24 protein-coding genes, 1 tRNA gene and 1 CRISPR repeat array are annotated in these 26,624 nt (G+C 72.4%); of the genes, 19 read left to right on the forward strand and 6 right to left on the reverse strand.

Going from position 1 to position 26,624, the window contains the following annotated elements; genetic code table 11:
• Positions 1-72: 72 nt before the first annotated feature.
• On the reverse strand, positions 73-546 hold the full coding sequence (locus MTQ01_RS05055) for an ATP-binding protein (RefSeq protein ID WP_247487046.1): 474 nt from the start codon (positions 544-546) through the stop codon (positions 73-75).
• A 254-nt stretch (positions 547-800) separates the two neighbouring features.
• Here MTQ01_RS05055 and MTQ01_RS05060 point away from each other — a divergent pair, with 254 nt between their 5' ends.
• Genes MTQ01_RS05060 through MTQ01_RS05070 form a run of 3 tightly spaced genes read left to right on the forward strand, consistent with a single transcriptional unit; the run spans position 801 to position 2,059 of the window.
• A complete protein-coding gene (locus tag MTQ01_RS05060) occupies positions 801-1,652 on the forward strand; it encodes a helix-turn-helix transcriptional regulator (protein ID WP_247487047.1) in 852 nt (283 codons plus the stop codon).
• A 13-nt stretch (positions 1,653-1,665) separates the two neighbouring features.
• Positions 1,666-1,854, forward strand: a complete 189-nt coding sequence (locus MTQ01_RS05065; RefSeq protein WP_247487048.1) for a DUF397 domain-containing protein — start codon at positions 1,666-1,668, stop codon at positions 1,852-1,854.
• Between the two features lie 10 nt (positions 1,855-1,864).
• Positions 1,865-2,059, forward strand: a complete 195-nt coding sequence (locus tag MTQ01_RS05070) for a DUF397 domain-containing protein (RefSeq protein WP_247487049.1) — start codon at positions 1,865-1,867, stop codon at positions 2,057-2,059.
• Between the two features lie 41 nt (positions 2,060-2,100).
• On the opposite strand, the gene MTQ01_RS05075 is transcribed toward MTQ01_RS05070, so the two are convergent.
• Positions 2,101-2,838, reverse strand: a complete 738-nt coding sequence (locus MTQ01_RS05075) for an SDR family oxidoreductase (protein WP_247487050.1) — start codon at positions 2,836-2,838, stop codon at positions 2,101-2,103.
• A 472-nt stretch (positions 2,839-3,310) separates the two neighbouring features.
• Between MTQ01_RS05075 and MTQ01_RS05080 the strand changes: the two genes are divergently transcribed.
• From MTQ01_RS05080 to MTQ01_RS05145, 14 genes are all read left to right on the forward strand, one after another.
• Positions 3,311-4,468: a hypothetical protein gene (locus MTQ01_RS05080; RefSeq protein ID WP_247487051.1), complete on the forward strand. Its 1,158-nt coding sequence runs from the start codon at positions 3,311-3,313 to the stop codon at positions 4,466-4,468.
• Between the two features lie 30 nt (positions 4,469-4,498).
• Entirely contained in the window at positions 4,499-7,036 is a 2,538-nt protein-coding gene (locus MTQ01_RS05085) for a hypothetical protein (RefSeq protein ID WP_247487052.1), read from the forward strand.
• A 367-nt stretch (positions 7,037-7,403) separates the two neighbouring features.
• Positions 7,404-7,775: an NADH-quinone oxidoreductase subunit A gene (locus MTQ01_RS05090; RefSeq protein WP_211040734.1), complete on the forward strand. Its 372-nt coding sequence runs from the start codon at positions 7,404-7,406 to the stop codon at positions 7,773-7,775.
• Positions 7,766-8,359, forward strand: a complete 594-nt coding sequence (locus tag MTQ01_RS05095) for an NADH-quinone oxidoreductase subunit B (RefSeq protein WP_247487053.1) — start codon at positions 7,766-7,768, stop codon at positions 8,357-8,359. Before MTQ01_RS05090 ends, MTQ01_RS05095 begins: the two co-directional genes overlap by 10 nt.
• The gene (locus tag MTQ01_RS05100; protein ID WP_247487054.1) at positions 8,356-9,813 is read left to right on the forward strand and encodes an NADH-quinone oxidoreductase subunit C; all 1,458 of its coding nucleotides are present in this window, start codon (positions 8,356-8,358) and stop codon (positions 9,811-9,813) included. The genes MTQ01_RS05095 and MTQ01_RS05100 overlap by 4 nt, the downstream gene beginning before the upstream one ends.
• Positions 9,813-10,772, forward strand: a complete 960-nt coding sequence (locus tag MTQ01_RS05105; protein ID WP_247487055.1) for a complex I subunit 1 family protein — start codon at positions 9,813-9,815, stop codon at positions 10,770-10,772. The genes MTQ01_RS05100 and MTQ01_RS05105 overlap by 1 nt, the downstream gene beginning before the upstream one ends.
• Positions 10,772-11,521, forward strand: coding sequence for an NADH-quinone oxidoreductase subunit I (locus tag MTQ01_RS05110; protein WP_247487056.1), 750 nt, complete (start codon positions 10,772-10,774; stop codon positions 11,519-11,521). Before MTQ01_RS05105 ends, MTQ01_RS05110 begins: the two co-directional genes overlap by 1 nt.
• Complete coding sequence (locus MTQ01_RS05115; RefSeq protein WP_374207607.1) at positions 11,518-12,375, forward strand: NADH-quinone oxidoreductase subunit J; 858 nt, start codon at positions 11,518-11,520, stop codon at positions 12,373-12,375. The genes MTQ01_RS05110 and MTQ01_RS05115 overlap by 4 nt, the downstream gene beginning before the upstream one ends.
• On the forward strand, positions 12,375-12,803 hold the full coding sequence (gene nuoK, locus MTQ01_RS05120; RefSeq protein WP_247487057.1) for an NADH-quinone oxidoreductase subunit NuoK: 429 nt from the start codon (positions 12,375-12,377) through the stop codon (positions 12,801-12,803). Before MTQ01_RS05115 ends, nuoK begins: the two co-directional genes overlap by 1 nt.
• Entirely contained in the window at positions 12,800-14,896 is a 2,097-nt protein-coding gene (locus tag MTQ01_RS05125; RefSeq protein ID WP_247487058.1) for an NADH-quinone oxidoreductase subunit L, read from the forward strand. Before nuoK ends, MTQ01_RS05125 begins: the two co-directional genes overlap by 4 nt.
• Positions 14,897-14,908: 12 nt before the next feature.
• The gene (locus tag MTQ01_RS05130; RefSeq protein ID WP_247487754.1) at positions 14,909-16,732 is read left to right on the forward strand and encodes a NuoM family protein; all 1,824 of its coding nucleotides are present in this window, start codon (positions 14,909-14,911) and stop codon (positions 16,730-16,732) included.
• Positions 16,729-18,342: an NADH-quinone oxidoreductase subunit N gene (locus MTQ01_RS05135; RefSeq protein ID WP_247487059.1), complete on the forward strand. Its 1,614-nt coding sequence runs from the start codon at positions 16,729-16,731 to the stop codon at positions 18,340-18,342. Before MTQ01_RS05130 ends, MTQ01_RS05135 begins: the two co-directional genes overlap by 4 nt.
• 254 nt (positions 18,343-18,596) lie before the next feature.
• Positions 18,597-19,445, forward strand: a complete 849-nt coding sequence (gene htpX, locus MTQ01_RS05140) for a zinc metalloprotease HtpX (protein ID WP_247487060.1) — start codon at positions 18,597-18,599, stop codon at positions 19,443-19,445.
• Positions 19,446-19,450: 5 nt separating this feature from the next.
• The gene (locus MTQ01_RS05145) at positions 19,451-19,825 is read left to right on the forward strand and encodes a YccF domain-containing protein (RefSeq protein ID WP_247487061.1); all 375 of its coding nucleotides are present in this window, start codon (positions 19,451-19,453) and stop codon (positions 19,823-19,825) included.
• Positions 19,826-20,188: 363 nt separating this feature from the next.
• On the opposite strand, the gene MTQ01_RS05150 is transcribed toward MTQ01_RS05145, so the two are convergent.
• On the reverse strand, positions 20,189-20,770 hold the full coding sequence (locus tag MTQ01_RS05150; protein WP_247487062.1) for a TetR/AcrR family transcriptional regulator: 582 nt from the start codon (positions 20,768-20,770) through the stop codon (positions 20,189-20,191).
• Positions 20,771-20,866: 96 nt separating this feature from the next.
• Here MTQ01_RS05150 and MTQ01_RS05155 point away from each other — a divergent pair, with 96 nt between their 5' ends.
• Positions 20,867-22,648, forward strand: a complete 1,782-nt coding sequence (locus tag MTQ01_RS05155; protein WP_247487063.1) for an MFS transporter — start codon at positions 20,867-20,869, stop codon at positions 22,646-22,648.
• Between the two features lie 216 nt (positions 22,649-22,864).
• On the opposite strand, the gene MTQ01_RS05160 is transcribed toward MTQ01_RS05155, so the two are convergent.
• On the reverse strand, positions 22,865-23,353 hold the full coding sequence (locus MTQ01_RS05160; protein WP_247487064.1) for a YajQ family cyclic di-GMP-binding protein: 489 nt from the start codon (positions 23,351-23,353) through the stop codon (positions 22,865-22,867).
• Positions 23,354-23,543: 190 nt separating this feature from the next.
• Between MTQ01_RS05160 and MTQ01_RS05165 the strand changes: the two genes are divergently transcribed.
• Positions 23,544-23,625: transfer RNA gene (locus tag MTQ01_RS05165), tRNA-Tyr, on the forward strand.
• Positions 23,626-24,033: 408 nt separating this feature from the next.
• On the opposite strand, the gene MTQ01_RS05170 is transcribed toward MTQ01_RS05165, so the two are convergent.
• Positions 24,034-24,363: a winged helix-turn-helix domain-containing protein gene (locus MTQ01_RS05170; protein WP_247487065.1), complete on the reverse strand. Its 330-nt coding sequence runs from the start codon at positions 24,361-24,363 to the stop codon at positions 24,034-24,036.
• A gap of 39 nt (positions 24,364-24,402) precedes the next feature.
• Positions 24,403-24,858: direct repeats of the CRISPR family, unit length 29 nt; unit sequence GGGACCATCCCCGCGTGCGCGGGGAGCAG.
• A gap of 614 nt (positions 24,859-25,472) precedes the next feature.
• On the reverse strand, positions 25,473-26,354 hold the full coding sequence (locus tag MTQ01_RS05175) for a class I SAM-dependent methyltransferase (protein ID WP_247487066.1): 882 nt from the start codon (positions 26,352-26,354) through the stop codon (positions 25,473-25,475).
• Between the last annotated feature and the right edge of the window lie 270 nt (positions 26,355-26,624).

Raw genomic sequence — 26,624 nt, forward strand, 5'->3', positions numbered from 1 at the left:
TCTGTTCGGTTCGGTTCGGTTCGGTGAGAGCGCGTCGCCCCCGGTGGAGACGGGTCGCCCTGCTGGAGAAGTTCAGCTCGTACGTGTGGTGGAGCAGTCCAGTTCACACCAGACCACTTTCCCCACCACCCTTCCACCGACCGCACCGGACAGAAGTGCGTAGCGACCCCACGCCCGAGCCAGCCGTTCGACGAGCAGCAGCCCTCGCCCGTGGGCGTCGTCGAACGTGACGGGTACGGGGCCGGGCAGGTCGGGATGTTCGTCGCGCACGCTGATCCGCAGCACGCCCTCGCGCACTCGCGCCCGTACACAGACCTGTCCCTCCGCGTGCCTGACGGCGTTGCCCACCAGCTCGCCGGTCAGCAACTCGGCGGTGTCCGCCACCTCTCGGGGAGGCCGCAGGCCGTCCAACGCGGTTCGGAAGGCCGCGCGTGCCACGCGTGCGGCACGGGGAACGTTGGACAGCTGAAGCCCGCACTCCCACTCGTCGGGCGGATGGAGCGGAACAGCCGTCGGCGTGAGTCGACGCAGTTCGGAAGCGGACACGGGACCCCCAAGGTCGTTGCGGTGCTGAGGAGTTGGTCTTGCCGATGAAGCGGTGGAACGCGGCGCTCCGGGTCGGTGGCCTGCCGTGCCGCCGCGCGCAGGCAGCACGATGCACTTCCGACACCCGAAAACGGCGAGTGAGTGACGCACTACACACGGTAGGGCACATGGATTGCATGTTGCTACTCAATAGGGGAAGAGCTTCAACTTCCCTGGTCGGTAGATTGGTTGGTTACAGCGGAGAGGGAGTGCTTGTGGCGCCGAGGAGCAGGCCGACGGCCAGGCAGCAACGTCTTGGCGCCGAGTTGCGGAGCTTGCGTGAGGCTGCCGGTGTGTCGTCGGCAACTGCCGCCAAGGCACTTGGCGTCGACGCGACCCGTATAAGCAACATCGAAGCGGGCCGAGTAGGGGTGAACGACGAACGGTTCAGAGCCCTCGCGGAGTTGTACGACTGCGCGGACCACGCCTTCCTGGAGGCGCTCGTCGAACTCGGCCGCACCAGGCGCGGTCGATGGTGGGACGTCCACCGTGGCACGGTCTCGCGCGGCCAGATCGATTTGGTGGAAATCGAAACCGAGGCCACCGAGTTGAGGACCGCGCAGACCACACACATTCCGGGCGTCTTCCAGACTGCCGAGTACGCCCGCGCCATCTTCCGGCAGGCCGTCCCGGAGTTGCCCTCGCACGAGGTGGAGGAGCGGGTCTCCTTCCGGTTGAAGAGGCAGGAGATCCTCTTCCGTCCCCGCCCCGTTCCTTTTCTCGCGGTCGTTCACGAGGCTGCGCTCCGGATGCAGTTCGGTGGCGCCGCCGCCGCGAAGAGGCAGCTCAATCATCTGCTGGAGGCCGGTGACCGTGCTTCGGTCACTCTCCGCATCATTCCCTTCTCCGCAGGCGAGTTTCCCGGGGCGGGCCAGACGATCACTTACGCGGCCGGTCCGGTCCCGCAACTCGACACGGTGATTCTCGACGCCTCACACGGGCCCGAAATTCTGTACTCGGAAACGGAGTTGGCCAAGTACCGGGCGCTGCTCGGGCGTACCGTGGAGATTGCACTCGGCGCCGAGGAGTCCCGCGAGTTCCTGGTGGGGATCATCGAAGACCTGTGAGAGGACGTACCGGATGACCCAGTGGCTGAAGTCGAGTTACTGCGCCGAGGCGAACAACTGCGTGGAGATCGCGCGCACCGGGACGGGAGACGGCGTAGCTCTGCGCGAATCGGCCGATCCCGCGGTGCAGTTGACCTCCGACTTCTCCCGGTTGGCCGCGCTGCTGGAGGCCGCGCGCACCGGTCGACTTGCCGGCCTCTGAGGGGCGGAGAATGGTGAACACGAGCTGGCAGAAGTCGAGTTACTGCGCCGAGGCGAGCAACTGCGTGGAGATTGCGTCCGGTTCGACGGGCGGAGTCGTCCGGCTCCGCGAATCCGCCGATCCCGCAGTCGAGTTGACGACGACCGCGGACCGATTGGCCGCGCTGCTGGAGGCCGCGCGCAGCGGTCGACTGGCCGACCTCTGAACGGGCCGTTCCGGAGCGCGACTTCAGTGCGCGTGAGCGCCTCAGCGAAGATGTGAGGCGCCGTTGAGGTCGAGGACGGTTCCGGAGGCCCAGATCGCCTCGGGGGAGGCGAGCCACACGGCGGCGGCGGCAATCTCCTCGGGCGCGGCGACGCGACCGAACGGGCTCTGCGCGCGCACCTCGTCGGTGAGGCGGTCGGCGACGCGTTCCGTCTCGACGAAGCCCGGCGCCACGGAGGCGACACCGATGCCGTGCGGAGCCAGCGCGACCGCCAGGGACTGGCCGAGCGCGTGCAGCGCCGCCTTGGACGCGCCGTACGCCGGGTGGTCCGGTTCGCCCCGATGGGCGCCGCGCGAACCGATGTTGACGATCCGGCCGCCGGCGCCCCGCTCGATCATCAGCTGAGCGGCGAGGTGGCTCACGTGGGCGGCGCCGAGCAGGTTGACGTCGACGATCCGGCGCCAGGCGGCATGCCAGTCGGCGTAGGAGGTGTCCGCGACGGGGTGGGGCTCGTTGGCAGCGGCGTTGTTGACCAGCACGTCCACGGCGCCGAGGCCCGTCGACGCCGCCTCGACCAGCTCGGCGGCCCCGTCGGGGGTGCTCAGGTCGCCGCGCACCAGCACGTGGCCCTCACCGGGCAGCGCGGCGAAGGCGGCTTCGGCTGCCTCGGCGCGCGAACCGTAGTGCAGGGCGACGCGGTCGCCGCGTTCGGCGAAGGCGTGTGCGATCGCCCGGCCGATTCCGCGCGAGGCGCCGGTGACGAGGACTGCTCTGCTCACGGAACTCTCCTTCTGGCGCTGCCGTTCGCCTCCGTGGAATCGCACGCTACCCGCCGCCACCGGGCGATTGGGGCCCGGGCCCGCCGGGACGGCCCGGCCGGGCGTACGGCGGCGGCTGCCCGGTCCGGCGTACGGCGGCGGCGGGCTGGAGCGGGCGTACGGCGGCGGTGGCGCGCAGTCGGCGGGCGGACGTGCGCAGTCGGCGGGCGGACGTGTTCGGTCGCGGGTGGGGGGCGACTTCGGGCGGTCGGTCGCCGGGGAGGTCGCCGAACACCGCCGGAGTGTCGTGTTCCGCATCTACGTGTACTTCTCAAGAAGCCCCGGGGGCGCGAGGATTGGGGTCGCGCCGGTCGAACCGGGCTGTCGGAGGGCGGCCGGGGTGGGGGCCGTAAAATACGGCGGTGCAGATGTGCCGAGTACAGGGGAGTGGCCGGCGGTTGCAGTCCGGCATCACTGAGGGGATGACAGAGCGATGGTGACTGCCGCACAGCCGGGTCCCGCCGCGACCCGGGCACGTCCGGAGTCCGCTCCGCCCCCGTCGCCGGAGACCGCGCAGGGCCCGGGGCCCCACCCCGTCGAGGACCCGGTCGGCCCGTCCGCGCCGCTCGGGGTGCGCAACTGGCGTTGGGACGAGCCCGCTCGGGCCAGGACCGCCGGGGTGACGGCCCTCGCGCTCGGACTGGTCGCCGCCTGGTACGCCCACCACTGGCTCGGTTCCGCCCGTGCGGGCACGGTCCTTCTGGTTGTCGCCTGCCTGGCGGGGGCGGCGGGCTCCGTGCTCGGCGGCCTCGCCGACGGTGCGCGTGCCGGCGACCGACACCGCCTGGGATACGTGCTGTTGGCGCTGGCCGGCCTCTGGGGCGTGTGCGGCGCATGGGTCGCGACGGGCACGCTCGCGGTGCGGCTGGCCGCGTTCGCCTCGGCCGTCGCGCTGACACTGGTGCTCGCCGGAGTGAGTACGCCGCTGGGCCGCAGCGCGCTCCTCGGCGCGGGCGCGGTGGCCGCCACCGCCGCGCTCTGGGAGACGGGACTGCTGCTGACCGACGCACGCGGCACCGGCGTCGTGCTCGGCGCCCTGTCGGTGTTCGTCCTCGGCTTCCTGCCGCGTCTCGCGCTCCAGGGCGCGGGGCTGCTGCGGCTGGACGACCAGCGTGCGCGCGGCACTTCGGTCAGCGCGCACGAGGTCGACACCGCGCTCGCCGACAACCACCGGCAGTTGGCCCTGGTCACCATGACCGCCGCCGCCTCGACCGCCGCCGGCGGCTGGCTGGCGCTGGAACGACCGTCGCCGTGGAGTGTCGGACTGGTGGTGCTGCTCGCGGTGCTGCTGCTGGCGCGCGCCCGGGCGTATCCGCTGACGGTGGAGGTGCTGGCGTTGACGGCCGCGGCCGCCGTGCTGCTGGTGCGTCTGGTGGTGCTGTGGGGCTCCCACGCGACGGTCGGCCCTCTCGCGCTGTTCGCGGTGCTGCTGGGCGGAGTGCTGATGACGCTGGTGGTGCGCGTGCCGGAGCGCACGGGTGGGATGCTGCGGAGGGTGACCGACGTGGGGGAGTCGGTCAGTGTGGTGCTGCTTCTGCCGTTCGTGGTGGGAGCGTTCGGGGTGTTCGGTCAGCTGCTCACGGCGTTCTGAGCTGTGGAGATGTCGAGGGGGCATGCGGAGATGACGGCACGGGACGAAGTCCGGGGCGCAGAGCGGGACTCGGCGTCCGCGGGCGGAGGCGTTCCGCCCGCGGAGCAGGGGGCGGGCCCTCGCGAGGGAGCGCCGGAGCCGGCCGGTTCGGCCGACGGCGGCGGTGTGCAGGAGGACGTGGCGCGCACCTTCGGCGGGGCGCTGCCGCTCCCGGACGACCGCGACGCGGCGGCGGCGGACGTGAACGCGGTGCAGCTGCCGGAGGCGGGAACGCTGCCGGACGCGGAGGGCCTGCCGGACGCGGGAACGCTGCCGGACGAGGACCCTGTCCTGCTCGCGGGCTTCGGTCCGGTGCCGTTGCCCGCGCCCGTACCGGGACCGAGGCTGAGGGCCGCCGCCGAGTCCGAGGCCGACGCGCGCGCCCGGGCCGTGGCCGACCCGGGCGCGGAGCCCGTGGCCGACGGCGGAGGCGCCGCGGAGATCGAGCCGGAGGACGCCGTACCGCCGGGGTTCGAGGCCCAACAGCTCCCGGGCGAAGCCGAGTCGAAGCCGACGGCCGGGGCGGCAGCCCGCCCGGCGGACGAAGCAGCCGCGGCGAGCGTGCCGCCGCCGCAGGGCGGGGCGCCGGTGGAGGGCGGGGCGCCGGTGGAGGGGCCCGACCGGGGGCCCGCACCCCCGACGGCAGAGCCGGCCGCCGAAGAACGGACCCAGGTCGGGATCGAGGTGCCGTTCGCGGAGGACGAGGACGCCGCCGTCACCCAACACATCGAGGCCCTCGCGCCGCCGCCCATGCCGGCCGTTCCGCCCCCGCTGCCGCAGTCGGCGCCGCCCTCCGGGGAGTCGGCAGTCGCCTCCGTCGCCGCTCCGACCGGTACCGGCCCGACGATCGACCAACTCCCGCCTCCCGACGCGGTGTTCGACGTGAGCAGCCCACCGCCCGCGTTTCCCGAACCGGCAGCGGCCGAGCAGACGCTGCTGCTGTCACCCGTCCCCGCGGACCTCGCCGCCGAGCCGACGGCCGCCGCCGAGCCGACGGCCGCCGCCGAGCCGACGGCCGCCACCGAGACGTACGCCGCCACCGAGACGTACGCCGCCACCGAGCCGACCGTCTCCGGTGTCCCGTACGCCGCACCGACCGCCGCACCGACCGTCGCCGCCGAGTCGTACGCCGCACCCCCCGCCCCGCTGCCGCCGCACGCGGTGGCCGCGCCGCCGACTGTCCAACAGCCGCCCGTCGCCGCGCGGCCCGCCGCCCAATCCGCCGTGCAGCCCGGACCGCAGGCCGCGACGTCACCCGCACCGCACGTCGGGTCGGCGGCGGGGCGCACCGAGGTCGAGCCACCGCGGAACGCTCCGTCGCAGCCGCCGCGGGCACCGGCGGCGCCGCAGGCACCGGCAGTCCCGCAGGCGCCGGCGGCGCACGCACCCGCGCACACCGCACCGGCCGCCCACCCCGTCAACCCGCCGCAGTCCGGACCCTCCGCGCCGGTCGGGCCGCAGCCGTACGCCCAGCCGACCCAGCAGGCCCCGCCCGCCCGGCCGGCTCACTCCACCCAGGCGGCCCCGCCCGCCCGGCACATGCCGAACGCGCCGTACGCCCCGTCGGCCCCGCACCTGCCGTACGGCTCGGCGCCCGGGGCTCTGGCGCCGGTCTCCGTCCCCGTCAACGGGCCGGAGGTGGCCGAGGTCAAAAGACGGGCGCGGCACGGCGACAGCATGTCCCGACGCACCGTCCAGGCGCTGCACCGGCTCGTCTCCTCCACCGCGCGCGAGACCACGATCGCCACCGAGACCGCCCGCGCGATACAGCAACCGGTGCACAGCGGACGCCAGTTGGCGGTCACCAGCATCCGCGGGGGCGCGGGCAAGTCGACAATCGCCGCGCTGCTGTCCCTCACCTACGCGCACTACCGCAACGATCCGACGCTCACCGTGGAGGCCGATCCTGCCCTCGGGACCATTCCGGGCCGGCTCGGGGCCTCAGAGATCCGCTGGACCTGCGCGGATCTGGCGCGGATCGTCAACCCCTCGATGCGGCTGACCGACATCACCGGCTATCTGGTGCGGCTGCCCGGCGGCGGCTGGCTGCTGCCCGCGAGTCAGGGCGCGGTCGGCGCCCAACTCGACCTGGACACCTACCGTGTCGTGATCACCTCGCTCGGCCGCTACTTCGGCACCTCGGTGGTGGACTGCGAGACGCTGCCCGCCGAAGTGGCACGCACCGCGCTGACCACCACCCAGGCGCGGGTGCTCGTCACCCCGGCGACGGTGGAGGGGGTTGCGGCGACGCGTTCGGTGCTGGACTGGATGGGCAAGCTCCATCCGCGGATGCTCGCCACCACCGTGGTCGCCGTTTCGCACGCGGTACCCGACACCGCGCTCGACGAGGCGAAGGCGATCCGGCATCTCGCGGTCGGCGGCGCGACGGTCGTCCCCATCCCCTACGACCGGCACCTCGCCGCGGGCGGCGCGATCCGCACGGAGCTGCTGGGCCACCACACCCGTGCCGCGGCCGCCCGTCTCGCCGCGGAGTGCATGGGGCGTGCGGTCGCGTTCGACCGGCGGTAGGCGGACGCGGGCCCGGCGGCAACGTCCGGGAGCGAGGTGCGCAGATCCCGGCGGGCGGCGCTTCCGACGACAAGTGCCGGGCGGACCGGGCCCGTTGACGGTGGCCGCGCCGATGCTCCGGGCCCGCCCCGCCGCGGCTCGTACGCTCCTTCGAGCGGTGAACGACGCGCACGGAGCGGACGCCGACATACCGGAGCAAGCCCGGAGCAAGCCGCAAGTCGCCGTCCCGCACGTCCGCTCCGAACGTCCCGGTGGTGAGACGGGGCAGTCGGACGTCAGGGGGCAGGGCCTAGACTCCGGTGCGTACAGATCGTCGAACGCGTACGCACGCTGAGAGACGGACGTCAACACGCAGAGGAACGGTGTCGTGCCGGACTACTTCCACGGCTACTCGGTCGTCGGCCTGGTCGCGGTCCTCGGCGCGGTGTTCGTGGCGGCGGCCTTCACCGGAGGTCGGCTGCTGCGGCCGGTCGCGCCGACGCGCGAGAAGATGCTGACCTACGAGTGCGGCGTCGATCCGGTGGGCGACGACTGGGCGCACACCCAGGTTCGCTATTACGTGTACGCCTTCCTCTACGTGATCTTCGCGATCGACTCGATCTTCCTCTTCCCCTGGGCGACGATCTTCGCCGCGGTCGGATTCGGTGCAGCGACGCTGGTGGAGATGTTCATCTTCCTCGGGCTGCTGGCGATCGGACTGCTCTACGCATATAAGAAGGGCGTCCTCACATGGACGTGACACGTGCCGACCTCCCGGAACCGCGACGACTCGGTGCGCTGGCCCGGCTGGCGCCCGAGCCGATGAAGGTGGTCCTCAACTGGGGTCGCCGCTACAGCCTCTGGGTCTTCAACTTCGGACTGGCCTGCTGCGCCATCGAGTTCATCGCGGCGTCGATGTCGCGGCACGACTTCATCCGGCTCGGCGTCATCCCGTTCGCGCCCGGACCCAGACAGGCCGACCTGATGGTCGTCTCGGGCACGGTGACGGACAAGATGGCGCCCGCCGTCAAGCGGCTCTACGAGCAGATGCCCGAGCCCAAGTACGTGGTCTCCTTCGGCGCGTGCTCCAACTGCGGTGGCCCGTACTGGGATTCGTACTCGGTGACCAAGGGCGTGGACCAGATCATCCCGGTCGATGTGTACGTGCCCGGTTGCCCGCCGCGCCCCGAGGCGCTGCTCCAGGGGATTCTGAAGCTCCAGGAGAAGATCGCGCAGGAGTCGCTGAGCGAGCGGTACGGCCGCGGGCCCACGGGGGCGGGTCCGGCCGCGCTCGCGAGCGGACTGGTGACGCCTCCGCCCACGCCGGGCGAGGAGGCCAAATGAGCGTGCCCACCCCGGAACCCGACGAGACCGCCGGGGCGACCCCGCGCCCCGCTCCCGCCGCGCCCGATGCGGCCGGCTCGTCGGCCGCGCCGGCCGAGCCCGAGGGGTGGCTGCCCGCGCCCGCGGCCGAACTGTTCGGCGAGGGCGCGAGTGCGAGCGACGCGTACGCGCTGCTCACCGTCGACGTACCCGCCCAACGCTGGCTCGCGGCCCTGCGGTTGGCGCGGGACGAACTGGGCTGCACCTACTTCGACTGGCTGAGCGCCGTCGACGAACCCGGCAGCGGATTCCGGGTCTGCGCCCATCTCGTCGCCCTGCCGGGCGCCGCGTCGGACGGCACGGCCCGCGGGCTGCGCCGGCTGCTGATCCGTACGACCGTGGCGCACGCCTCGCCCGAACTCCCCACCGCCACCGGGGTGTTCGCCGGTGCGGCCTGGCACGAGCGGGAGACGTACGAGATGTTCGGCGTACGGTTCACCGACCACCCCGGACTCGAACCGCTCCTGCTGCCGGACGGCTTCGAGGGACATCCGCTGCGCAAGGACTTCGTGCTCGCCGCCCGGGTGGTGAAGGCCTGGCCGGGCGCCAAGGAACCCGGCGAGAGCCACGACGGCGGGCCCAAACGGCGGCAGATGCTGCCGCCGGGCGTACCCGACCCGAACGAGTGGGGCCCGCTCAAGGGCCAGCTCCCACCCGCTCCGGCCCGACCCGCCCGCGGCCGTGCGGGCGCCGCCGGTCGCACGGGGGCGGCGGGGCGTACGAGTGCTGCTGGCGCGGACGCGGCCGGTGAGCGCCCGCGCCGTACCCGCAGCGCCGCCGCGGGCTCGTCGAGCCAAGCAGCCGCAGGCGCCGCGGAGGAACCGGGAGCACCGGCCACCGGGGACGCCGCGGCACCGACGAGGCGTCCGCGCCGCAGCCGCACCGCCGCGGACGGTTCGGCCTCGCAGACCGCCCCGACCCCGAAGCCGGACACCGACCCGAAGCCGCCGGTCGCTCCTGGGCCGGACGCCGCTCCCGAGTCGGCCGCTCCCGAGTCGTCGGCGCCGGAGTCCGCGGCGAGGCCCGGCAGTTCACCGGCCGGAACGACCGGCCGTGCTCGGCGGAACCGCAGCGTGAACGAGGGCTCCGCCTCGCAGCGTGCACCCCGGACCGACGCCGCACCGGACTCCGCGTCGAGCGGTGCGCCCGGACAGCGTTCCAGCGACGCTCCCTGGCACCACGCACGCCCCGCCTTCGACGACGCGACCCCCTCCGGCGACGACGCGGCGTCCAACAGCCGTACGGCGCCCGGCGAGACCGCGCCCGACACAGCTGCGCCCTGCGAGACCGCGCCCGGCGAGACCGCGGCGGAACGCGGGTCGGGGTCGCAACGCGGGTCGGGGCCGGAGGACGAGGCGTCGTCCGCCGCCGAGGACGCGGAGTCCGAGCGCGGCCGTACGGAGGACGAGGGCTGATGGAGTTCTTCGACGTCGCCTGGCGGCTGCTGGTCGTCATGCTCGCGTTCCTCGTGCTGCCGCTGCTGGTGGGCCAGGCCGAGCACAAGGTCATGGCGCACATGCAGGGACGCGTCGGTCCGATGCACGCGGGCGGCTTCCACGGCTGGGCCCAACTCGTCGCCGACGGGGTGAAGTTCGCCCAGAAGGAGGATGTCGTCCCGGCCGCGGCCGACCGTCGCGTCTTCCAACTCGCGCCCGCGGTCGCCCTGGTGCCGTATCTCATCGTCCTCATCGCCATCCCGCTGGCGCCCAACGGCGTGGTCGGGCAGGTGGTGGACGCCGGTATCTTCTTCGTCCTCGCGGTGCTGGGCGTCGGTGTGCTCGGCCAGGTGATGGGCGGCTGGGCCTCGGCCAACAAGTACTCGCTGCTGGGCGGGATGCGCACCGCCGCCCAGCTCATGGCGTACGAGCTGCCGCTGCTGCTCGCCGCCGCCTCCGTGGTGATGGCCTCCGGCACGCTCTCGCTGCCCGGAATCCTCGACGCCTGGCAGTGGTGGTGGCTGCCGTGGCAGCTCGTCGGGGCGTTCGTGTTCTTCGTCGCCGGCGTCGCCGAGCTGCACCGCCCGCCCTTCGACGCGCCGTTGGCGCCCGAAGAGATCATCTTCGGTCCGCTGACGGAGTACGGCGGCCTGCGCTTCGCCTTCTTCATGCTGTCGGAGTACGCCGGCATCGTGGTGATCTCGGCGCTGACGTCGGTGCTCTTCCTCGGCGGCTGGCACGGTCCGTTCGCCGATCAACTCGGCTGGCTGTGGATGCTCCTGAAGACAGCCGCTCTCTGCTTCCTGGTGATCTGGATGCGGGTCGCCTGGCCCCGGTTGCGGGCCGACCAGATCCAGCGGTTCGCGTGGACCTGCCTGGTGCCGTTGGCACTGGCCCAGATCGCGCTGACCGGCGTCGTGAAGGTGGTGTTCCTGTAATGGGCCTCCCCGGCTCGGGCCTCGCCAAAGGGCTGGCCATCACGCTGCGGACCATGACGAGGCGGTCGGTCACCGCGCACTACCCGGACGTACAGCCGGAGTTGCCCGCGCGCAGCCGCGGTGTCATCGGGCTCTTCGAGGAGAACTGCACGGTCTGCATGCTGTGCGCCCGCGAGTGCCCCGACTGGTGCATCTACATCGACTCGCACAAGGAGACCGTTCCGGCCACCACCCCGGGAGGCCGGGACCGCAGCCGCAACGTGCTGGACCGCTTCGCCATCGACTTCTCGCTCTGCATGTACTGCGGAATCTGCATCGAGGTCTGCCCCTTCGACGCGCTGTTCTGGTCGCCGGAGTTCGAGTACGCCGAGACCGACATCCACGAACTGACCCACGAACGCGAGAAGTTGCGCGAGTGGATGTGGACCGTCCCCGAACCGCCGCCGCTGGACCCCGCAGCGGAGGAGCCCAAGGAAGTGGGCTCCGCACGCAAGGCCGCCGACAAGCTCGCCGTCCAACTGGCCGCGCAGCTGGAGCAGGAGCGCGCGCAACAGGAGCGCGCGGAGGCCGCCGAGCCGGCCGGACCGGACGCCGGCGACCCCGGCCCCGCGCCGGCCGACGGCGCTGCCGGGCCGCTCGTCGACGGGCGTCCGGACCGGCCCGAGGGAGCCGACCGGACCGAGGGCGACCGGCCGGAGGGAGCCGACCGGCCCGAGGACCGCCGCCGGGATCGGGAGGGAGACGCATGAGCACGTTCCCCGCCCACGCCTCCGGCACCGTCGACGGCACGCTGCTGCTCGCCGCCGGACGCGGCTTCATGTCGCCGACCGGCGTGGAGATCGCCTTCGTGCTCGTCGGCCTCGTCACGCTCGGCGCCGCGATCATGGCGGTGACCAGCAAGCAGCTGGTGCACGCCGCACTCTGGCTGGTACTGGCACTGGGTGGCATCGCGGTCGAATATCTGCTGCTCACGGCCGAGTTCATCGCCTGGGTGCAGGTGTTGATCTACGTCGGCTCGGTCGTCGTGCTGCTGCTCTTCGGGCTGATGCTCACCCGGGCGCCCATCGGGCCCTCGCCCGACGCGGACTCCGGCAACCGCTGGGTCGCCCTCGCGGTCGCTCTCGCCACCGCCGCGACACTGGTCACCGTCGTCGTCGACGCCTTCGTCTCGGCCAACTCCGCCTGGATCACGCTGGACACCCCGCAGGGGGACACCGCGACGATCGGCGAGAGTCTCTTCCGGTACTGGGTGCTGCCGTTCGAGGCGCTCTCGGTGCTGCTGCTGGCAGCGCTGGTCGGCGCGATCGTGCTCTCCCGCCGCAGATCCGCCGCGGCGGACGCCGCGCCCCGGACCCCCGCCCGGACGCCGGCCCGCACCTCCCGCCCCGCCGCCCCGACCGTGTCCGCCACCCCGCCCGCGTCCGCCACCCCGCCCGTGCCCGGCGTCCGCGACGAGGCAGAGACCCGCCCCGCCGCGTCCGGCGGCCCCGTCGGGCAACCGCCGGGCGCCGGTGAACGGGCCGACGCCGACGGGCAGTCGGAACAGGACCCGGGCACCGAGAGCGAGCCGCGGTCCGGCCGGGGGAAGAAGGAAGAGCGCTGATGCATCTCGTCTATCCGGCCGTACTCTCCGCTCTCCTCTTCAGCGTCGGCCTCTACGGCGTGCTGGCCAGACGCAACATCGTCCTCGTCCTGATCTCCGTCGAGCTGATGCTCAACGCGGTCAACCTCAACCTCGTCGCCTTCGACGTCTGGCTCCGCGACGAACTGCACGCCGGGCAGTCGCTGACGCTCTTCACCATCGCGATCGCCGCCGCCGAGATCGGTATCGGCCTGGCCATCGTCCTCCTCGTGTTCCGCAACCGCGGCAGCTCGAACCTGGACGAACTCAGGGACCTCGCCGAGGAACCGCCCGACGGACCGCGCCACGACTCCGACGCCGTCGAGCCGTCCGGCGAGGCCACCGACCCGGCCGGCACCGGCCACCAACCCGACGCCGCCGCGGCGAAGAAGGCGGAGGCCACCGCGTGAGCACGACCACTCTCGCCGTACTCGTCCCGCTGTTGCCCTTCCTCGGTGCCTTCGCCGGCTTCGCGGCGGGCCGCAGGGCACCCGGCTTCGTGCGGCCGCTCGCCGTGCTGCCGACTCTCGCGGCCACCGCGCTGGCGGTCGTGGTCGCGCTGCGGCAGGGCGGCGGCACGGGGGAGTCGGCGGTCACCGCCGCCACCGAACTCACCCCCACCGGCAACGGATCGCTCCCGATCAGCCTCGCCTTCCACCTCGACGGCTTCGCCGTGCTCGTGGCAGTGCTGGTCGCCCTGGTCGCCACCTGCGTGCAGCTCTACTCGACGGGCTATCTCCGCGACGATCCGCGCTACGCCTCCTACGCCGCGCTCGTCTCGCTGTTCACCTCCGCGATGCTTCTGGTGGTCTACGCCGACGACCTCATCGTGCTGCTGGTCGGCTGGGAGATCATGGGCATCTGCTCGTACTTCCTGGTCGGCCACTACTGGGAGAAGGCGGCGGCACGCTCCGCCTCCCTCAAGGCGTTCCTGATCACCAAGCTCGGCGACGTCCCCTTCCTGATCGGCATCCTGGCGCTGGCCTCCGAAGCCGGCACCTTCCGCATCAGCACGATCGTCGCCCGACTCACCTCCTCCCTCTCGGACTTCGAGCTCGGCCACCCGACGCTGATCGCGCTGCTGCTGCTCGCGGGAGTCGCGGGCAAGTCGGCGCAGTTCCCGCTGCACAGCTGGCTGCCGGACGCGATGGCGGGCCCCACCCCGGTCTCCGCGCTGATCCACGCCGCCACGATGGTCGCGGCCGGCGTGTACTTCGTGGCAAGACTGCTGCCGGTCTTCACCGCCTCCGCGGCGGCGCTGGTGGTCCTCGCCCTCCTCGCGGCCCTGACCATGGTCGGTTCGGCCCTGGCCGCGCTGGCACAGGACGACCTCAAACGGGTGCTCGCCTACTCCACCGTCGGCCAACTCGGCTACATGCTCGGTGCGTTGGCCGTCGGCAACCGATCGGCCGCCGTCTTCCACCTCCTGTCCCACGGTGCGTTCAAGGCCCTGCTCTTCCTGACCGCCGGTGTGGTGATCACCGCGGCCGGCACCGCCTCGCTGACGGCCATGGCCCGGATACGCGGCCTCACCCGCCGGGCACCGGACGCGTTCTGGACCATGACGATCGGGCTCCTCGCCCTCGCCGCGCTCCCTCCCTTCAGCGGCTTCTTCTCCAAGGAAGCCGTCCTGGGCGCCGCCGAGCACGCCGCCGTCGACCCCGACCGGGGCATCCCCGCGACCGCGGGCTGGATCGTGCTCGCCGCCGGCCTGGCCACCGCCCTTCTCACCGCGAGCTACGCCACCCGGCTCTGGCTGCTCACCTGGCGCGACGCCCCCGTCCAGCCCGAGCCGTCGCCCGCGACCCTGCCCGCCGCACCCGGCCTTCCGCCAACGGCGGAGCCGACCGCGCCCGGAGCGCCGACCGCGCCGGGAGCGCCGGGGGCGCCCGGAGCGCCGACCGCGCCCGGAGCGCCGGGAGCGCCGGCCACGCCCGCTGTGCCGACGGTCACCGCGGAGGCGACCACGACCGGTGTGCCGACCGCGCCCGCCGCACGCCCCGCCACACTGCCCATGAACGCCGTGCTGTGGCTGCTGGCGGTCCCCTCCCTCGGCTTCGGGCTGCTCTACTCACGCCTGCCCGACTGGTTCGACGGCGACAGCCTCGCGCCGACGCTCACCACCTCCGTCCTGGCCACCGGCGTGGCCCTCGTCGGCGCGCTGGTCACCTACGCGACCTGGCGCCACACCACCGTGCTCGGCCGCGACCCGGACCCCGGCCCGGTGCTCCTGGGGCCGTTGCACGGGCCCGCCCGCGCCGGCTTCCACCTCGACGCGCTGTACGACCGGCTCTTCGTCGCACCCGTGCGCGGCGGCGCACGACTGGTCCGCTTCCTCGACCGCGAGGTCGTCGACGGCTGTGTACGCGGAGCCGCCACCCTGCCCCGTTGGCTCGGAGCCGCGCTGCGCAGGACCCAGACCGGCAACGCGCAGACCTATCTGAGCGCACTGCTGGCCGGCGCGATCATCCTGACCATCGCCGTCCTCGCCGCCGGAGCGTGAGTCGTGACTGCCCTGAACGCCCTCGTCCCCGGCGCGAGCGCACCGCAACTCCTGCTGGTCGCCGCGCTGTTGCTCCCGCTGCTCGGCGCCGTCGCCGCGCTGCTGCCCGCACCGCCCGGTCTGCGCGGACGCAGCCCGGAGCAGGCCGTACTGCGCCACGGTGTCACCGTCACCGGCGCCGTACTGCTGGCCACGGTGGTGCTGGCCGCAGGCTTCGACTACGACCGGGCCGGCGACATCCAGGCGGAGTCGGACGTCAGCTGGATCCCGGCCTTCGGTATTCGTCTGCACTTCGGCATCGACGGCATCTCGCTTCCCCTCCTCGTCCTCACGGCGCTGCTCTGCTTCCTGTGCGCGCTCTACAGCTACTTCGTCGCGCCACCACGGGGGGCGGGGTCGCCCAAGGCCTTCGTGGCGCTGCTGCTCGTCCTGGAGACCGGGGTCCTGGCGACCTTCGCGGTCCTGGACCTGGTGCTGTTCTTCCTGGCCTTCGAGATGGTCCTCATCCCGATGTACTTCCTGATCGCCCGCTGGGGCGGTGCCGGACGCGCCCCGGCCGCCTGGAAGTTCGTCCTCTACACCCTCCTCGGCTCCGTGGTGATGCTCCTCGGACTGCTGCTCATCGGCCTTCAGGGCGGCACCTTCGACATGGTGGCACTCGCCACTGACAACGGCGCCTCGCTCACCCGCACCACACAGCTCGTCGCCGTCCTCGCCATCGGTGTCGGACTGGCGGTCAAGACGCCGATGTGGCCGCTGCACAGCTGGCTGCCGGACGCCCACACCGCCGCTCCCACGGTCGGGTCGGTGCTGCTGGCGGGCGTCCTGCTGAAGATGGGCACCTACGGACTCGTACGGATCGTGCTGCCGATCGCACCCGAGGGGGCGGCCCACTTCGCGCCCTATCTCGGCGCCTTCGCCGTCGTCGGCATCCTCTACGGATCGCTGGCCTGTCTGGCGCTCGTGCGCAGGGGCGCCGGCGGCGACCTCAAGCGGTTGATCGCCTACTCCTCGGTCGGACACATGGGTTTCGTCCTCCTGGGGATCGCCACCCTCACCCGTACCGGCGTCAACGGCGCGCTCTTCGCCAACGTCGCGCACGGACTCGTCACCGGCCTGCTCTTCTTCCTCGTCGGCGCGCTCAAGGAACGCACCGGCACCACCGACCTCGACCGGCTCGCCGCCACCAACGGGGCCGCCCTCTACGGCCGTTCACCCCGGCTCGGCGGACTGCTGGCCTTCGCCGCGATCGCCTCGCTGGGACTGCCCGGACTCGCCGGCTTCTGGGGCGAGATGCTCGCCCTGCTCGGCGCGTACGACCCCGCCGACGGACTGAGCCGCCCGACCTACCTGGTCTTCATGGCGCTGGCCGCCTTCGGCACGCTGCTGACCGCGGCGTATCTGCTGCTGGTCGTACGCCGCGTGTGCATGGGCGATCCGAACGAGGCCCCCCGCCCGTCCACGGACACCACACCCCCCGGACCCGACAGCGCCCCGACTCCGACCCCGACCCCGGCTCCGGCTTCGAGCCCGACGCAGGGTCCGGCGCACAGCCCGGCGCACAGCCCGGCGACCGAGCCGCATCCGGAGGCCGCATCGACCGCGGCCACCGCATCGACCGCGGCCACCGCATCGACCGCGGCCACCGCATCGACCGCGACCACCACGGCGGTCGCGGCACCGCCGACCGCCGCGCTCCCGGACGTTCGCGGGTACGAGTACGCGGCCTGGGTGCCGCTCGTCGTCCTCACCCTGCTCACCGGGTTGTGGCCCGGCCTCCTCCTGCACCTGACCAACCCGGCCGTGCAGAACCTGCTGCCAGGAGTCACCCGATGACCTACGCCGCCGCGGACCTCGTCCAGTCCGTCGACTGGGTCGCGCTCGCCCCGCCCACGGTCATCACGGTGGCCGCGCTCGTCCTGCTGGTCGCCGACCTCTTCCTGGACGAGCGCCGCAAACCGCTGCTCGGCTGGGGCGCGGTGCTGGCGACGGTCCTCGCCGCACTGAGCCTGCTCCCGCTCGTCGGCGAGCGGCGCAGCACCTTCTGCCTGGTCGGGGACCCCGGTTCGTGCAGCTACACCGCGGACACCTTCGCGCTCACCGTCCAACTCCTCGTGCTCGGCGCCGCGTTGGTGACCGCACTGATCTCGCTGGCGCTGGTGCGGGACGCGAAGCTGCCCGCGGGGGAGTACTGGTTCCTGCTGCTGGCCTCGACCGCCGGCGCCGTGCTGCTGCCCGCCGCCCGCGATCTGGCGACCCTGGTCATCGCCCTGGAGGTCGCCTCCCTGCCGGTCTTCGCGCTGCTCGCGCTGCGTGCCGGCGACCGCCGCGGCTCGGAGGCGGCGCTCAAGTTCTTCCTGTCTTCGGTCGCCGCCACCGCCGTCACGCTGATGGGCATCAGCCTGCTGTACGCGGCCACCGGCAGCCTCCACCTGAACCGTGTCGCGACCGGCCTGGAGGAGGTCGACCCGCAGCTGGAGACGCTGGCCGCGGCCGGAGTGGTGCTCACCCTCGTCGGCTTCGCCTTCAAGACCGCCGTGGTGCCCTTCCACTTCTGGGTCCCCGACACCTACGTCGGCGCCCCCGTGCCCGTCGCCGCCTTCCTCTCGGTGGTCGGCAAGGCGGTCGGCTTCGTCGGACTCATCCTGGTCACTCTGCTCGCCTTCCCGGGACGCGCGGACACCTGGGCGCCGGCGGTCGCCGTGCTCGCCGCGCTGACCATGACCGTCGGCAACCTCGCCGCGATGCGCCAGCGCGCGGACACCCGCCACAGCGCCGTACGGCTGCTCGCCTGGTCCTCCGTCGGCCAGGCCGGCTATCTGATCGTCCCGCTCGCCGCCGCGGGGTACGCGAGCGGCGAGGAGCCGCTGCGGGTCGTCGGGGCGAGCCTGAGCTACGCCCTGATGTACGCGGCGGTCAACCTCGGCGCCTTCGCGGTCGTCACCCATGTCGCCCGCAGCGCACCGGCCAACCGCCTCACCGACTACCGCGGCCTCTTCGCCCGCAACCCGCTGGCCGCGCTGGCGCTTGGCTTCTTCCTGCTCTGCCTGGCCGGACTCCCGCCGGGGGTGATCGGACTCTTCGCCAAGGTCGCGGTCTTCGGAGCGGCGGTGGACGCCGGACTCGGCTGGCTCGCGGTGGTCATGGCACTGAACGTGGTCCTCGGCCTCGTCTACTACCTCCGCTGGACCGCGCTGCTCTTCCAGCCCGCACCCGATTCCGAGGCCGCTTCCGAAACCGGGCCCGGCCCGGAGGCCGATTCCGCAGCCGCACCCGAGCCCGGCTCCGCCGTCCGGCCCGCGACCGGCTCCGGGGTCCGGACCCGTACCGCCACCCCGCTGCGGGGGCCCACGGCGCTCGCCGTCGCCCTGACCGCCTGCGTCGCAGCGGTGCTCTCCGGCTTGCCCCAGCTCGTACTGCGCTTCGCCTCCACCACCCTCTTCTGACCCGCTCCGGCCCCGTCCTCCAGCGACCAGGCATCCCAGCGATCCCCTGCGACCTTCGATTCGCGGCTGCACGCCTCCCACCGCTCCGCCGGGAGCGTGCGCGGACGGGCGCCGCGGGCCGTGTCGCAGCCCGCACACGCGCTCGGGGAACCCGTGCCCGGGGACCGGCGTTGTGGGAGTGGGGAGGGTCCGCTGGAGGGTGGAGGTACACCTGACCGCAGGTGTTCTCCCGCCGCACATCTGGAGGGCGAACCGTGCACGGCCGACACAATGGGACAAGGACTGCCCTGCTCCTGGGCCTGATGTCCGCGCTCATCATGGGCGTCGGCAGCGTCTTCGGCAGCACCGGGCTCGTCCTCGCTCTTCTCGTCGCCATCGGGCTCAACGGCTTCGCGTACTGGCGCGGTGACACCCTGTCGCTGCGCGCCATGCGAGCGCGCCCGGTCAGCGAGTTCGAGGCACCCGAGCTCTACCGCGTGGTGCGGGAGCTCTCCACCGCCGCGCGGCGGCCGATGCCGAGGGTCTACCTCTCGCCCACCGACGCCCCCAACGCCTTCGCCACCGGCCGCAGCCCCCGGCACGCGACCGTCTGCTGCACCAGAGGCATCCTGCGGCTGCTCGACGAGCGCGAGCTGCGCGGCGTCATCGCGCACGAGCTCAGCCACATCTACAACCGCGACATCCTGCTCGCCTCGGTCGCCGGCTGTCTCGCCTCCGCGGTGATGCTCCTGGTCCACCTCGCCTGGCTGCTGCCCTTCGGGCGCACCGAGGAGGACGGGCCCGGCCTGGTCGAGCTGCTGCTGCTCGCCGTGCTCGGGCCGCTCGCCGCCACTGTGATCCGCCTGGCCGTCAGCAGATCCCGGGAGTACGGGGCGGACGCGGCCGGCGCCCGCCTCACCGGCGACCCGCTGGCCCTCGCCTCCGCCCTGCGCAAGCTCGACGTCGGTACGAGCCGGCTGCCGCTCCCCGGCGAGCCGCGGCTGCGCACCGCGAGCCACCTCATGATCGCCAACCCGTTCGGCTGCACCGGGCGCCGCGGTCTCTTCGCCACCCACCCTCCGATGAAAGAGCGCATCGCTCGTCTCGAACGCATGGGAAGCTGATCGACGTGAAGACGATTCTGAACATCATCTGGCTTGTCCTGAGCGGCTTTTGGCTCTTCTTGGCCTACCTGCTCGCCGGTCTGATCCTGTGCATCACCGTGATCGGCATCCCCTTCGGCCTGGCCTCCTTCCGCATCGGCCGGTACGCCCTGTGGCCGTTCGGCTACGAGGCGGTCGAACGCCGCGACGCGGGCGCCCCGTCGTGCGTGGGCAATGTGCTCTGGCTGCTGCTGGCCGGCTGGTGGCTCGCTCTCGGCCACATCTTCACCGGTATCGCGCTCTGCGTGACGATCATCGGAATCCCGCTGGGCATCGCCAACTTCAAGATGATCCCGGTCTCGCTGATGCCGCTGGGCCGCGAGATAGTCCCCACCCGCTGACGCACCCGCCGGCGCCCCACGCGTCGGCGTCCGCCCTCCGCCGACCACCCCCGTCCGGCGCGTTCCGGCACAGGGCCCGCGCCGGTCGCTGCCTGCCGCGCCACAGCGGCCCGGTGCGCGCCGGGCCCCGCGCCGGGCGACCCCGTCCCGCGTCCGTACGCCGCCGCCGGGTGCTGCCGCCGCGGCGTACGCGCAGGGCCGCCCGGGGCGTCGTACGCGCCTGTCGTACACGGCCGGGGGCCTCGCACGCCTGCGGGCTCCGTGCGCCCGCCACTGCCGCCCCGCCGCTGCCGCCCCACCACTGCCGCCCCGGGGTGGCCCTGCGAGCGGCCCGGTGCCGGTCCCAGCCCTGCCGGCTGACCGCTACGGAGTGTCCGCGCCGCTGATCCAGGCCATCGCCTGCGCGAGGTCCCGCCCGTCCGGCACCGGGTAGTGCTCCAACTGCTGTTGCAGCAGCAGCCCGCCCAGCAGCGTCATGTAGAGCGAGCCGAACACCCGCCGCTGCTCCTCGGTCACTTCCTCGGCCGGAACACCGTTCAGCAGTGCGATCAGTCCGGTCGACGACTCCGGCCAGGACGTGGCGAAGAACTCCCGGAGCGCGGAGTCGCGGTCCGCGAGCAGCACCGCCTCCATCTGCGCGCTCCACAGCGCACGGTGCTTCTGGAACAGGTCGATGATCACCGTCCAGCCCGTCTCGAAGTGCTGGCGGCGGCCGGCCCCGTCGGGCAGCACGGCGGCCAGGGCCTGCTCGGCGTCGTCGCCCCAGTCGCTGGTGGCGGCGAACAGGGCCTCGGCCATCAGCGCGTTCTTCGAGCCGTAGTGGTAGCCGATCGACGCCAGGTTGGTGCCGGACGCCGCCACGATGTCGCGCGCGGTGGTCCTGGCGTACCCCTTCTCCAGCAGACAGCGCTTCGCGCCGGCCAGCAGATCCTCACGGTGTCCCATGCCCGCAGCCTATCCAGCGCCTGGACGCGCGTCTGGGACAGGTGACTTGTACGCGTGTCCTATACGAGCGTATAAGACGCGTGTATAGTCGACGCCATGCGCACCTTCACCAAGTCCCACGCCGCACCCGCCCGTGCGGGACGCAGAGAGTGGGCCGCGCTCTGCGTGCTTCTGCTGCCGTTGCTCCTCGTGTCCATGGACGTCTCGGTGCTCTACTTCGCCGTCCCGTTCATCGCCCAGGAGCTGGGCCCCACCGCCACCGAACAGCTGTGGATCCTGGACATCTACGCGTTCGTCCTGGCCGGGCTGCTGCTGACGATGGGAGCGCTCGGCGACCGCATCGGGCGCCGGCGCCTCCTGCTGATCGGCGCCGCGGCGTTCGGCGCGGCCTCACTCGCCGCCGCGTACGCCGACGGCCCGGGCGAACTCATCACGGCCCGCGCCCTGTTGGGGCTCGGCGGCGCCACGTTGATGCCCGCCACCCTCGCGCTGATCCGCAACCTCTTCCGCGACCCGCGCCAACGCGCCACCGCCATCGCGATCTGGTCGGCGGTGCTGAGCAGCGGCGTCGCTCTCGGCCCGGTCATCAGCGGAGTGCTGCTGGAGCACTACTGGTGGGGATCGGTGTTCCTGATCAACCTGCCCGCCATGCTGGCCCTCCTGGCCCTGGCCCCGTTCCTGGTGCCCGAGTCCAGGAACGAGCACGCCGGCCGCTTCGACCGACTCAGCTCACTGCTCTCCCTCGCCGCGATCCTGCCCGCGGTGTACGCGGTCAAGGAGGCCGCCGCCCACGGCTTCCAGGTGCTGGACGGGGTCGCCCTGGCTGTCGCCGCGGTCTTCGGCGCGCTCTTCGTGCGGCGCCAGTCGCGCTGTCCGCACCCCATGCTGCCGCCGGACCTCTTCCGCGTCCGCGGCGTACCGGCGGCGCTCGCCTGCCAGTTGGTGGCGATGTTCGTCATGGTGGGCAGCGCGGTCTTCACCACCCAGTACCTCCAGATGGTGCTCGGCCACAGCCCGCTCACCGCCGCACTGTGGAGCCTGCTGCCGCCGCTGGGCGTGGCGATCGCCGCACCCGCCGCCGTGGCGCTCGCCCGAACGGTCAACCGCGCCCACCTCATCGCCGCGGGCTTCTGCCTGGCCGTCACCGGGCTGCTGCTGATCGTCCGGGTGGAGGTCGACTCGCCGCTGTGGCACGTGCTGGTGGGTGTCGGGGTGTGCTCCGCGGGCCTTGCCGCGGTCATGACCCTGATGACCGACCTCGTCGTCGGCGCGGCTCCGGCCGAGCGGGCCGGCAGCGCCTCGGCCACCGTGGAGTGCGCCTCGGAACTGGGCGGCGCGCTCGGCATGGCGATCCTCGGCAGCATCGGCGCCGCCGTCTACCGCGGCGAGATCAAGGACACGCTCGCCGACGGACCCGCCGCCGAAACCCTCGGCGGCGCCGTGCAGGTGGCCGGTCAACTGCCCGGCGAGGCAGGGCGTGCGCTGCTCGACACAGCCCGTACGGCCTTCACGAACGGCATGAACGCCGCCGCACTCGTGGCCGCCGCACTCGCTCTGGCCACCGCAGGCCTCGCCGCACACCGACTGCGCCACACCGGCACCACGCCCACCGGCGGACCGGCGGACGACACCGCCGAGCCACCCACGGCCGACACCTCGGTGTCCGCGCCTGTCGCGCCCGCGCCCGTCGCGCCCGAGTTCGTCGGTGAGCTGGGGCTGGGTGGAGATGCCACGGCGCCTGAACCCGGGAGGGTGGACTCGTCCGAGCCGGGTCCGGCGGGTTCCGCCGAGCCGGGAGGCGTACCCCGACCCGGGGACGGTCACGGGTCCGGACACGACCTCGTGCGCGACCGAATGCGCGACCGAATGCGCGACTGAATCCGACGGCGGTGCGACATCCGCCCGTCAGGCCGTGCCGCGGGACACCGGACGGGGAGGCCGGTCCCTGCCGCACGCGGGCCGGGCCGGTCGCGAACCGGGGCATCGCCCCGTGCGCGACCGGCCCGGTCGTCTGCGTCCCACGGTCGCGGCTCCCGGTCATCGCACCTCGTGCGACCAGGAGCCGGTGACCAACTGCCGCTGCCTCAGCGGTAGTTAGCGGTAGTTCACGAACTGCAGCGCGAAGTCGAAGTCCTTGCCCTTGAGCAGGGCGATCACTTCCTGGAGGTGGTCCCGGCTCTTGGAGCTGACGCGCAGCTCGTCACCCTGGACCTGCGCCTTGATGCCCTTGGGGCCCTCGTCGCGGATGATCTTCGCGACCTTCTTGGCGTCCTCCTGGGAGATCCCCTCCTTGAGGGAGGAGACCAGTCGGTACTCCTTGCCGGAGAGCTGAGGCTCCCCGGAGTCCAGCACCTTCAGCGAGACGCCCCGCTTGACCAGCTTGGACTGGAAGATGTCGAGCACGGCCTTCGCGCGCTCCTCGGAGTTCGCCCTGATCTCGATCTGCTCGCCCGACCAGGCGATGGACGCGCCCACGCCCTTGAAGTCGTACCGCTGGGAGATCTCCTTGCCCGCCTGGTTGAGGGCGTTGTCGACCTCCTGCCGCTCGACCTTCGAGACGATGTCGAAACTGGAGTCGGCCATCGTGAGTTGGCTCCTCGTACATAGATTCCGCTGACGACGATGCCGGCCCGGCGCTCCCGTTCCGGCCGGGTCAGCCTAGCCCCGACGGATGGCCCCCTGCCCCGCAACAACCAGGTGGCGAAGCACCCACGGGTATCAGGTAGTGTTTACCCCGTTGCCGCGGAGCAGGGCTCCGGGGCGGCAAATCCCAGGCGGTGTGCCCGAGCGGCCAAAGGGAGCAGACTGTAAATCTGCCGGCTCAGCCTTCCCAGGTTCGAATCCTGGCGCCGCCACACGGATGGGAAACCCCCTTCGACCAGCTGTCACAGCAGGTCGAAGGGGGTTTCGTCGTTCCGGGCAACGGGGCTGCGTCTCGTGCGTCGACAACCTCGACATCCACCCGTCGATGCGCCTGGGCATCGACCACGGCCCGGCCCCCTCGCGGTCGGCACTGTGCTACCCGCTGGGCGAGCCGCCCCTCGACAGCATCCAGGCCGTACCGCCGCCACGACCTCGTCCAACCGCTCGTGCGTCGTCGTACGGTCGCCGGGCGAGGTCGACGTCCTGTCCCAGTGGACGAGCGCGTCCACCAGCTCAGGCCGTTCCAACTCCAACTCCCCGTGCAGCCCCGCCCCTCAGCCTCCAGCATCCCCTGCACTTCCAGCTGCGCGAGCGCGCGACGAACCGCAGCGCGCGACATCTCACACCGCGTACAGCTGGGCCTCCGAAGGGAATCGGGCGCCTACCTGAAACTCGTCGGCTGCGATTACTTCGGCCAGTCGTTCATTCAACGGACGATGCCGGTCGGCACCACTCACCACCCGCCAGCCCACCCCAGGTACCGACTCCACCAACCTCTCGGCGGCCAGTACGTTCAGCGCCCGCCGGACAGTGCCCCGGCCGACGCTGTGTCTCCGCGTCAACTCGGCTTTAGACGGCAACTTCTCGAGTAGCCGGCTGTCCTGAACCAGCTCGCGAAGTTGATCGGCACCACCCGGAATGTTCCTCGGGGACTGGCTTGTGACATCCACGCCTCCAAACGCACGATTCGTCGCAAGCTCCCAGGCGCTGGACCCATCCCCGCATGCGCGGGGAGCAGTGCGTCGGAGCACCTACCGACGTCGGTAGGTGGAGACCATCCCCGCGTGCGCGGGGAGCAGGCGATCTTCGCCCTGCCCATGCTGATGAAACTGGGACCATCCCCGCGTGCGCGGGGAGCAGAGCGAGCCGCGTCCTAGCCTCGCGTCCGGATTGGGGCCATCCCCGCGTGCGCTGGGAGCGGTCCTCCTGTGGCCTGGGCGGGGCGAGCCCGAAGGGACCATCCCCGCGTGCGCGGGGAGCAGCGCTGATTCGAGAACCGGCCGTTGGCCTCGCCGGGACCATCCCCGCGTGCGCGGGGAGCAGGTCAAGACGGCCGTGACCGAGGACGACCACACGGGACCATCCCCGCGTGCGCGGGGAGCAGTCATGGTCTCTGTCCTCTTGATCGTGTGTGCAGGGACCATCCCCGCGTGCGCGGGGAGCAGTCTTGCTGACCTGCGGGTTTATCCGAAGAGGAGTACGGGCTGAGCAACTATTGGAGAATCGGACATTTCTCCCCTTAGGTGTAGTCCGCTGCTCAAGCACGGTACGCGATCAAGCCTGCGCCGTGCTGAGCGTTCCCCCATCCGTCCCCCGAGACGACTGCTGGCGTATGAGGCGGCCTGGCCAGCGGCTCATGGAGGAGCCCGATGTGAATCTGCGGGCTCAGCCTTCGCAGGTTCGAATCCTGGTTTCGCAGCACCCCACCCCGGCTGGGCGCCCTTCGGCTTCCGCGCGCACCCCGCCCGGACGGGCCGCGCTCCGTTGCCGCTCCTCCTCGGGGTACGGGGTCCCGGCCACTGTGTGCCACTTCGCCCGGCCTCAACTCCTCGTGTACGCGGACCGGTCCGCGATGATCGGCGCAGCCCCTGCCGTCGGCTTCGTCCCCGCGTGCGGTGGGGCGGCAGTCCATCGGCTGTGCGATCCGCGAGATCCCGGGGCCGTCCCCGAATGCGCGCGGGGAGCGGGGTTGGGTGACCGGGGTTCTGTGCGGCAGCGGGGCCGGGCTGGGGCCGTGGCCACCGCGGGACGTCCCCGCCCACCCCGCCTCCCGCGTGGGCTACTCGGCGCGGAGGAAGGCGCTGGTGGTGACCTGGCCGATCTTCCGCAGTCGGGTGCCGCCGTCGGCGAGGTGCTTGTCGGTGGCCTCCTTGACGCCCTGCCACACCCGGTCGTCGTAGTCGTCGACGACGATCACCGCGCCGGGCGCGGCCAGTTGCTCGACCCAGTCGAGGTCCGCCTTGACGCCCTGTGCCGAGTGGTCGCCGTCGACGACGATCACGCCGAACTCGCTGCCGGCGAGCGCGGTGTGGATCCGAGGGGCGGTGGAGTAGCCGCGCAAGAGGCGGAGCCGGTCGGGGAGTACGCCGGTGTAGTGCAGGTTGGCGCGTACGACGTCCTCGTTGATCGGGGTGCCGGAGGCGTCGACGTCGATCGTCATCTCTTCCTGGAGCTGTACGGAGGCGATCGGGTCGACGATCGTCAGTTCGTACGGGATGCCGGCGCGCAGCAGTTGCCGGGCGAGGCAGCCGGCGAAGAGCCCGTAGAGGGTGCCGATCTCCAGCACCCGGCCGTTGGGCGGCCGCAGCAGCGGTGTGGTGGCGAGCTTGCCGAGAATGTTGGAGGTGCCGCCGGCGATCCGGCCGACGCCGCGGTTCTCCGCCTCGACGAGTGTGCGGTACGCCTGGATGACGGCGCGGCGCGCGTGCTTCTCGCCGGTGACGTCGGCGACCTGCTTCGTCACGGCGGTGATCTGGCCGGGCCCGGGGTGACGGTTGAATCGGCGGCCGTCGCTGCCGAGCAGCAGTTCGACGCTGTGCTGCTGCTCCCTGAGACGCTTCAACTCGTCCCTGGTGTCGCGCAGTTCGCTGCGCACCTTGCGGTCGATGCGCCGGTCGATGCGGTCGAGGACGGGGCGTGCGGCTTTGCTGAGGAGGCTCATGCCGCGGACGCTAGTGGGGCCGGGAGCGTCGGGTCAGCAGGTAACGGGCCGGAGCGCGCAGTCCTGAAACACTCTTCATCCGGTGTTCTCGACACTCTTCATCAGACGTTCAACCCGTGTGCGGTGCTCGAACGGCGCGGGCGCCCCGCAGCTGCTTCCCGGCCGCCCCGGGGAGCACCGACGGGTCGGCACCTGCGCCGAGCGCCGGCCGAGCGCCTCAGCGTGCCGCCTCGACCGCCCGCCGCCGCGGGCCGCCACAGACGGCCGCCG

The sequence above is a fragment of the Streptomyces sp. XM4193 genome (assembly GCF_023072595.1).
In the GTDB taxonomy this organism is placed as follows: Bacteria; Actinomycetota; Actinomycetes; order Streptomycetales; family Streptomycetaceae; genus Streptomyces.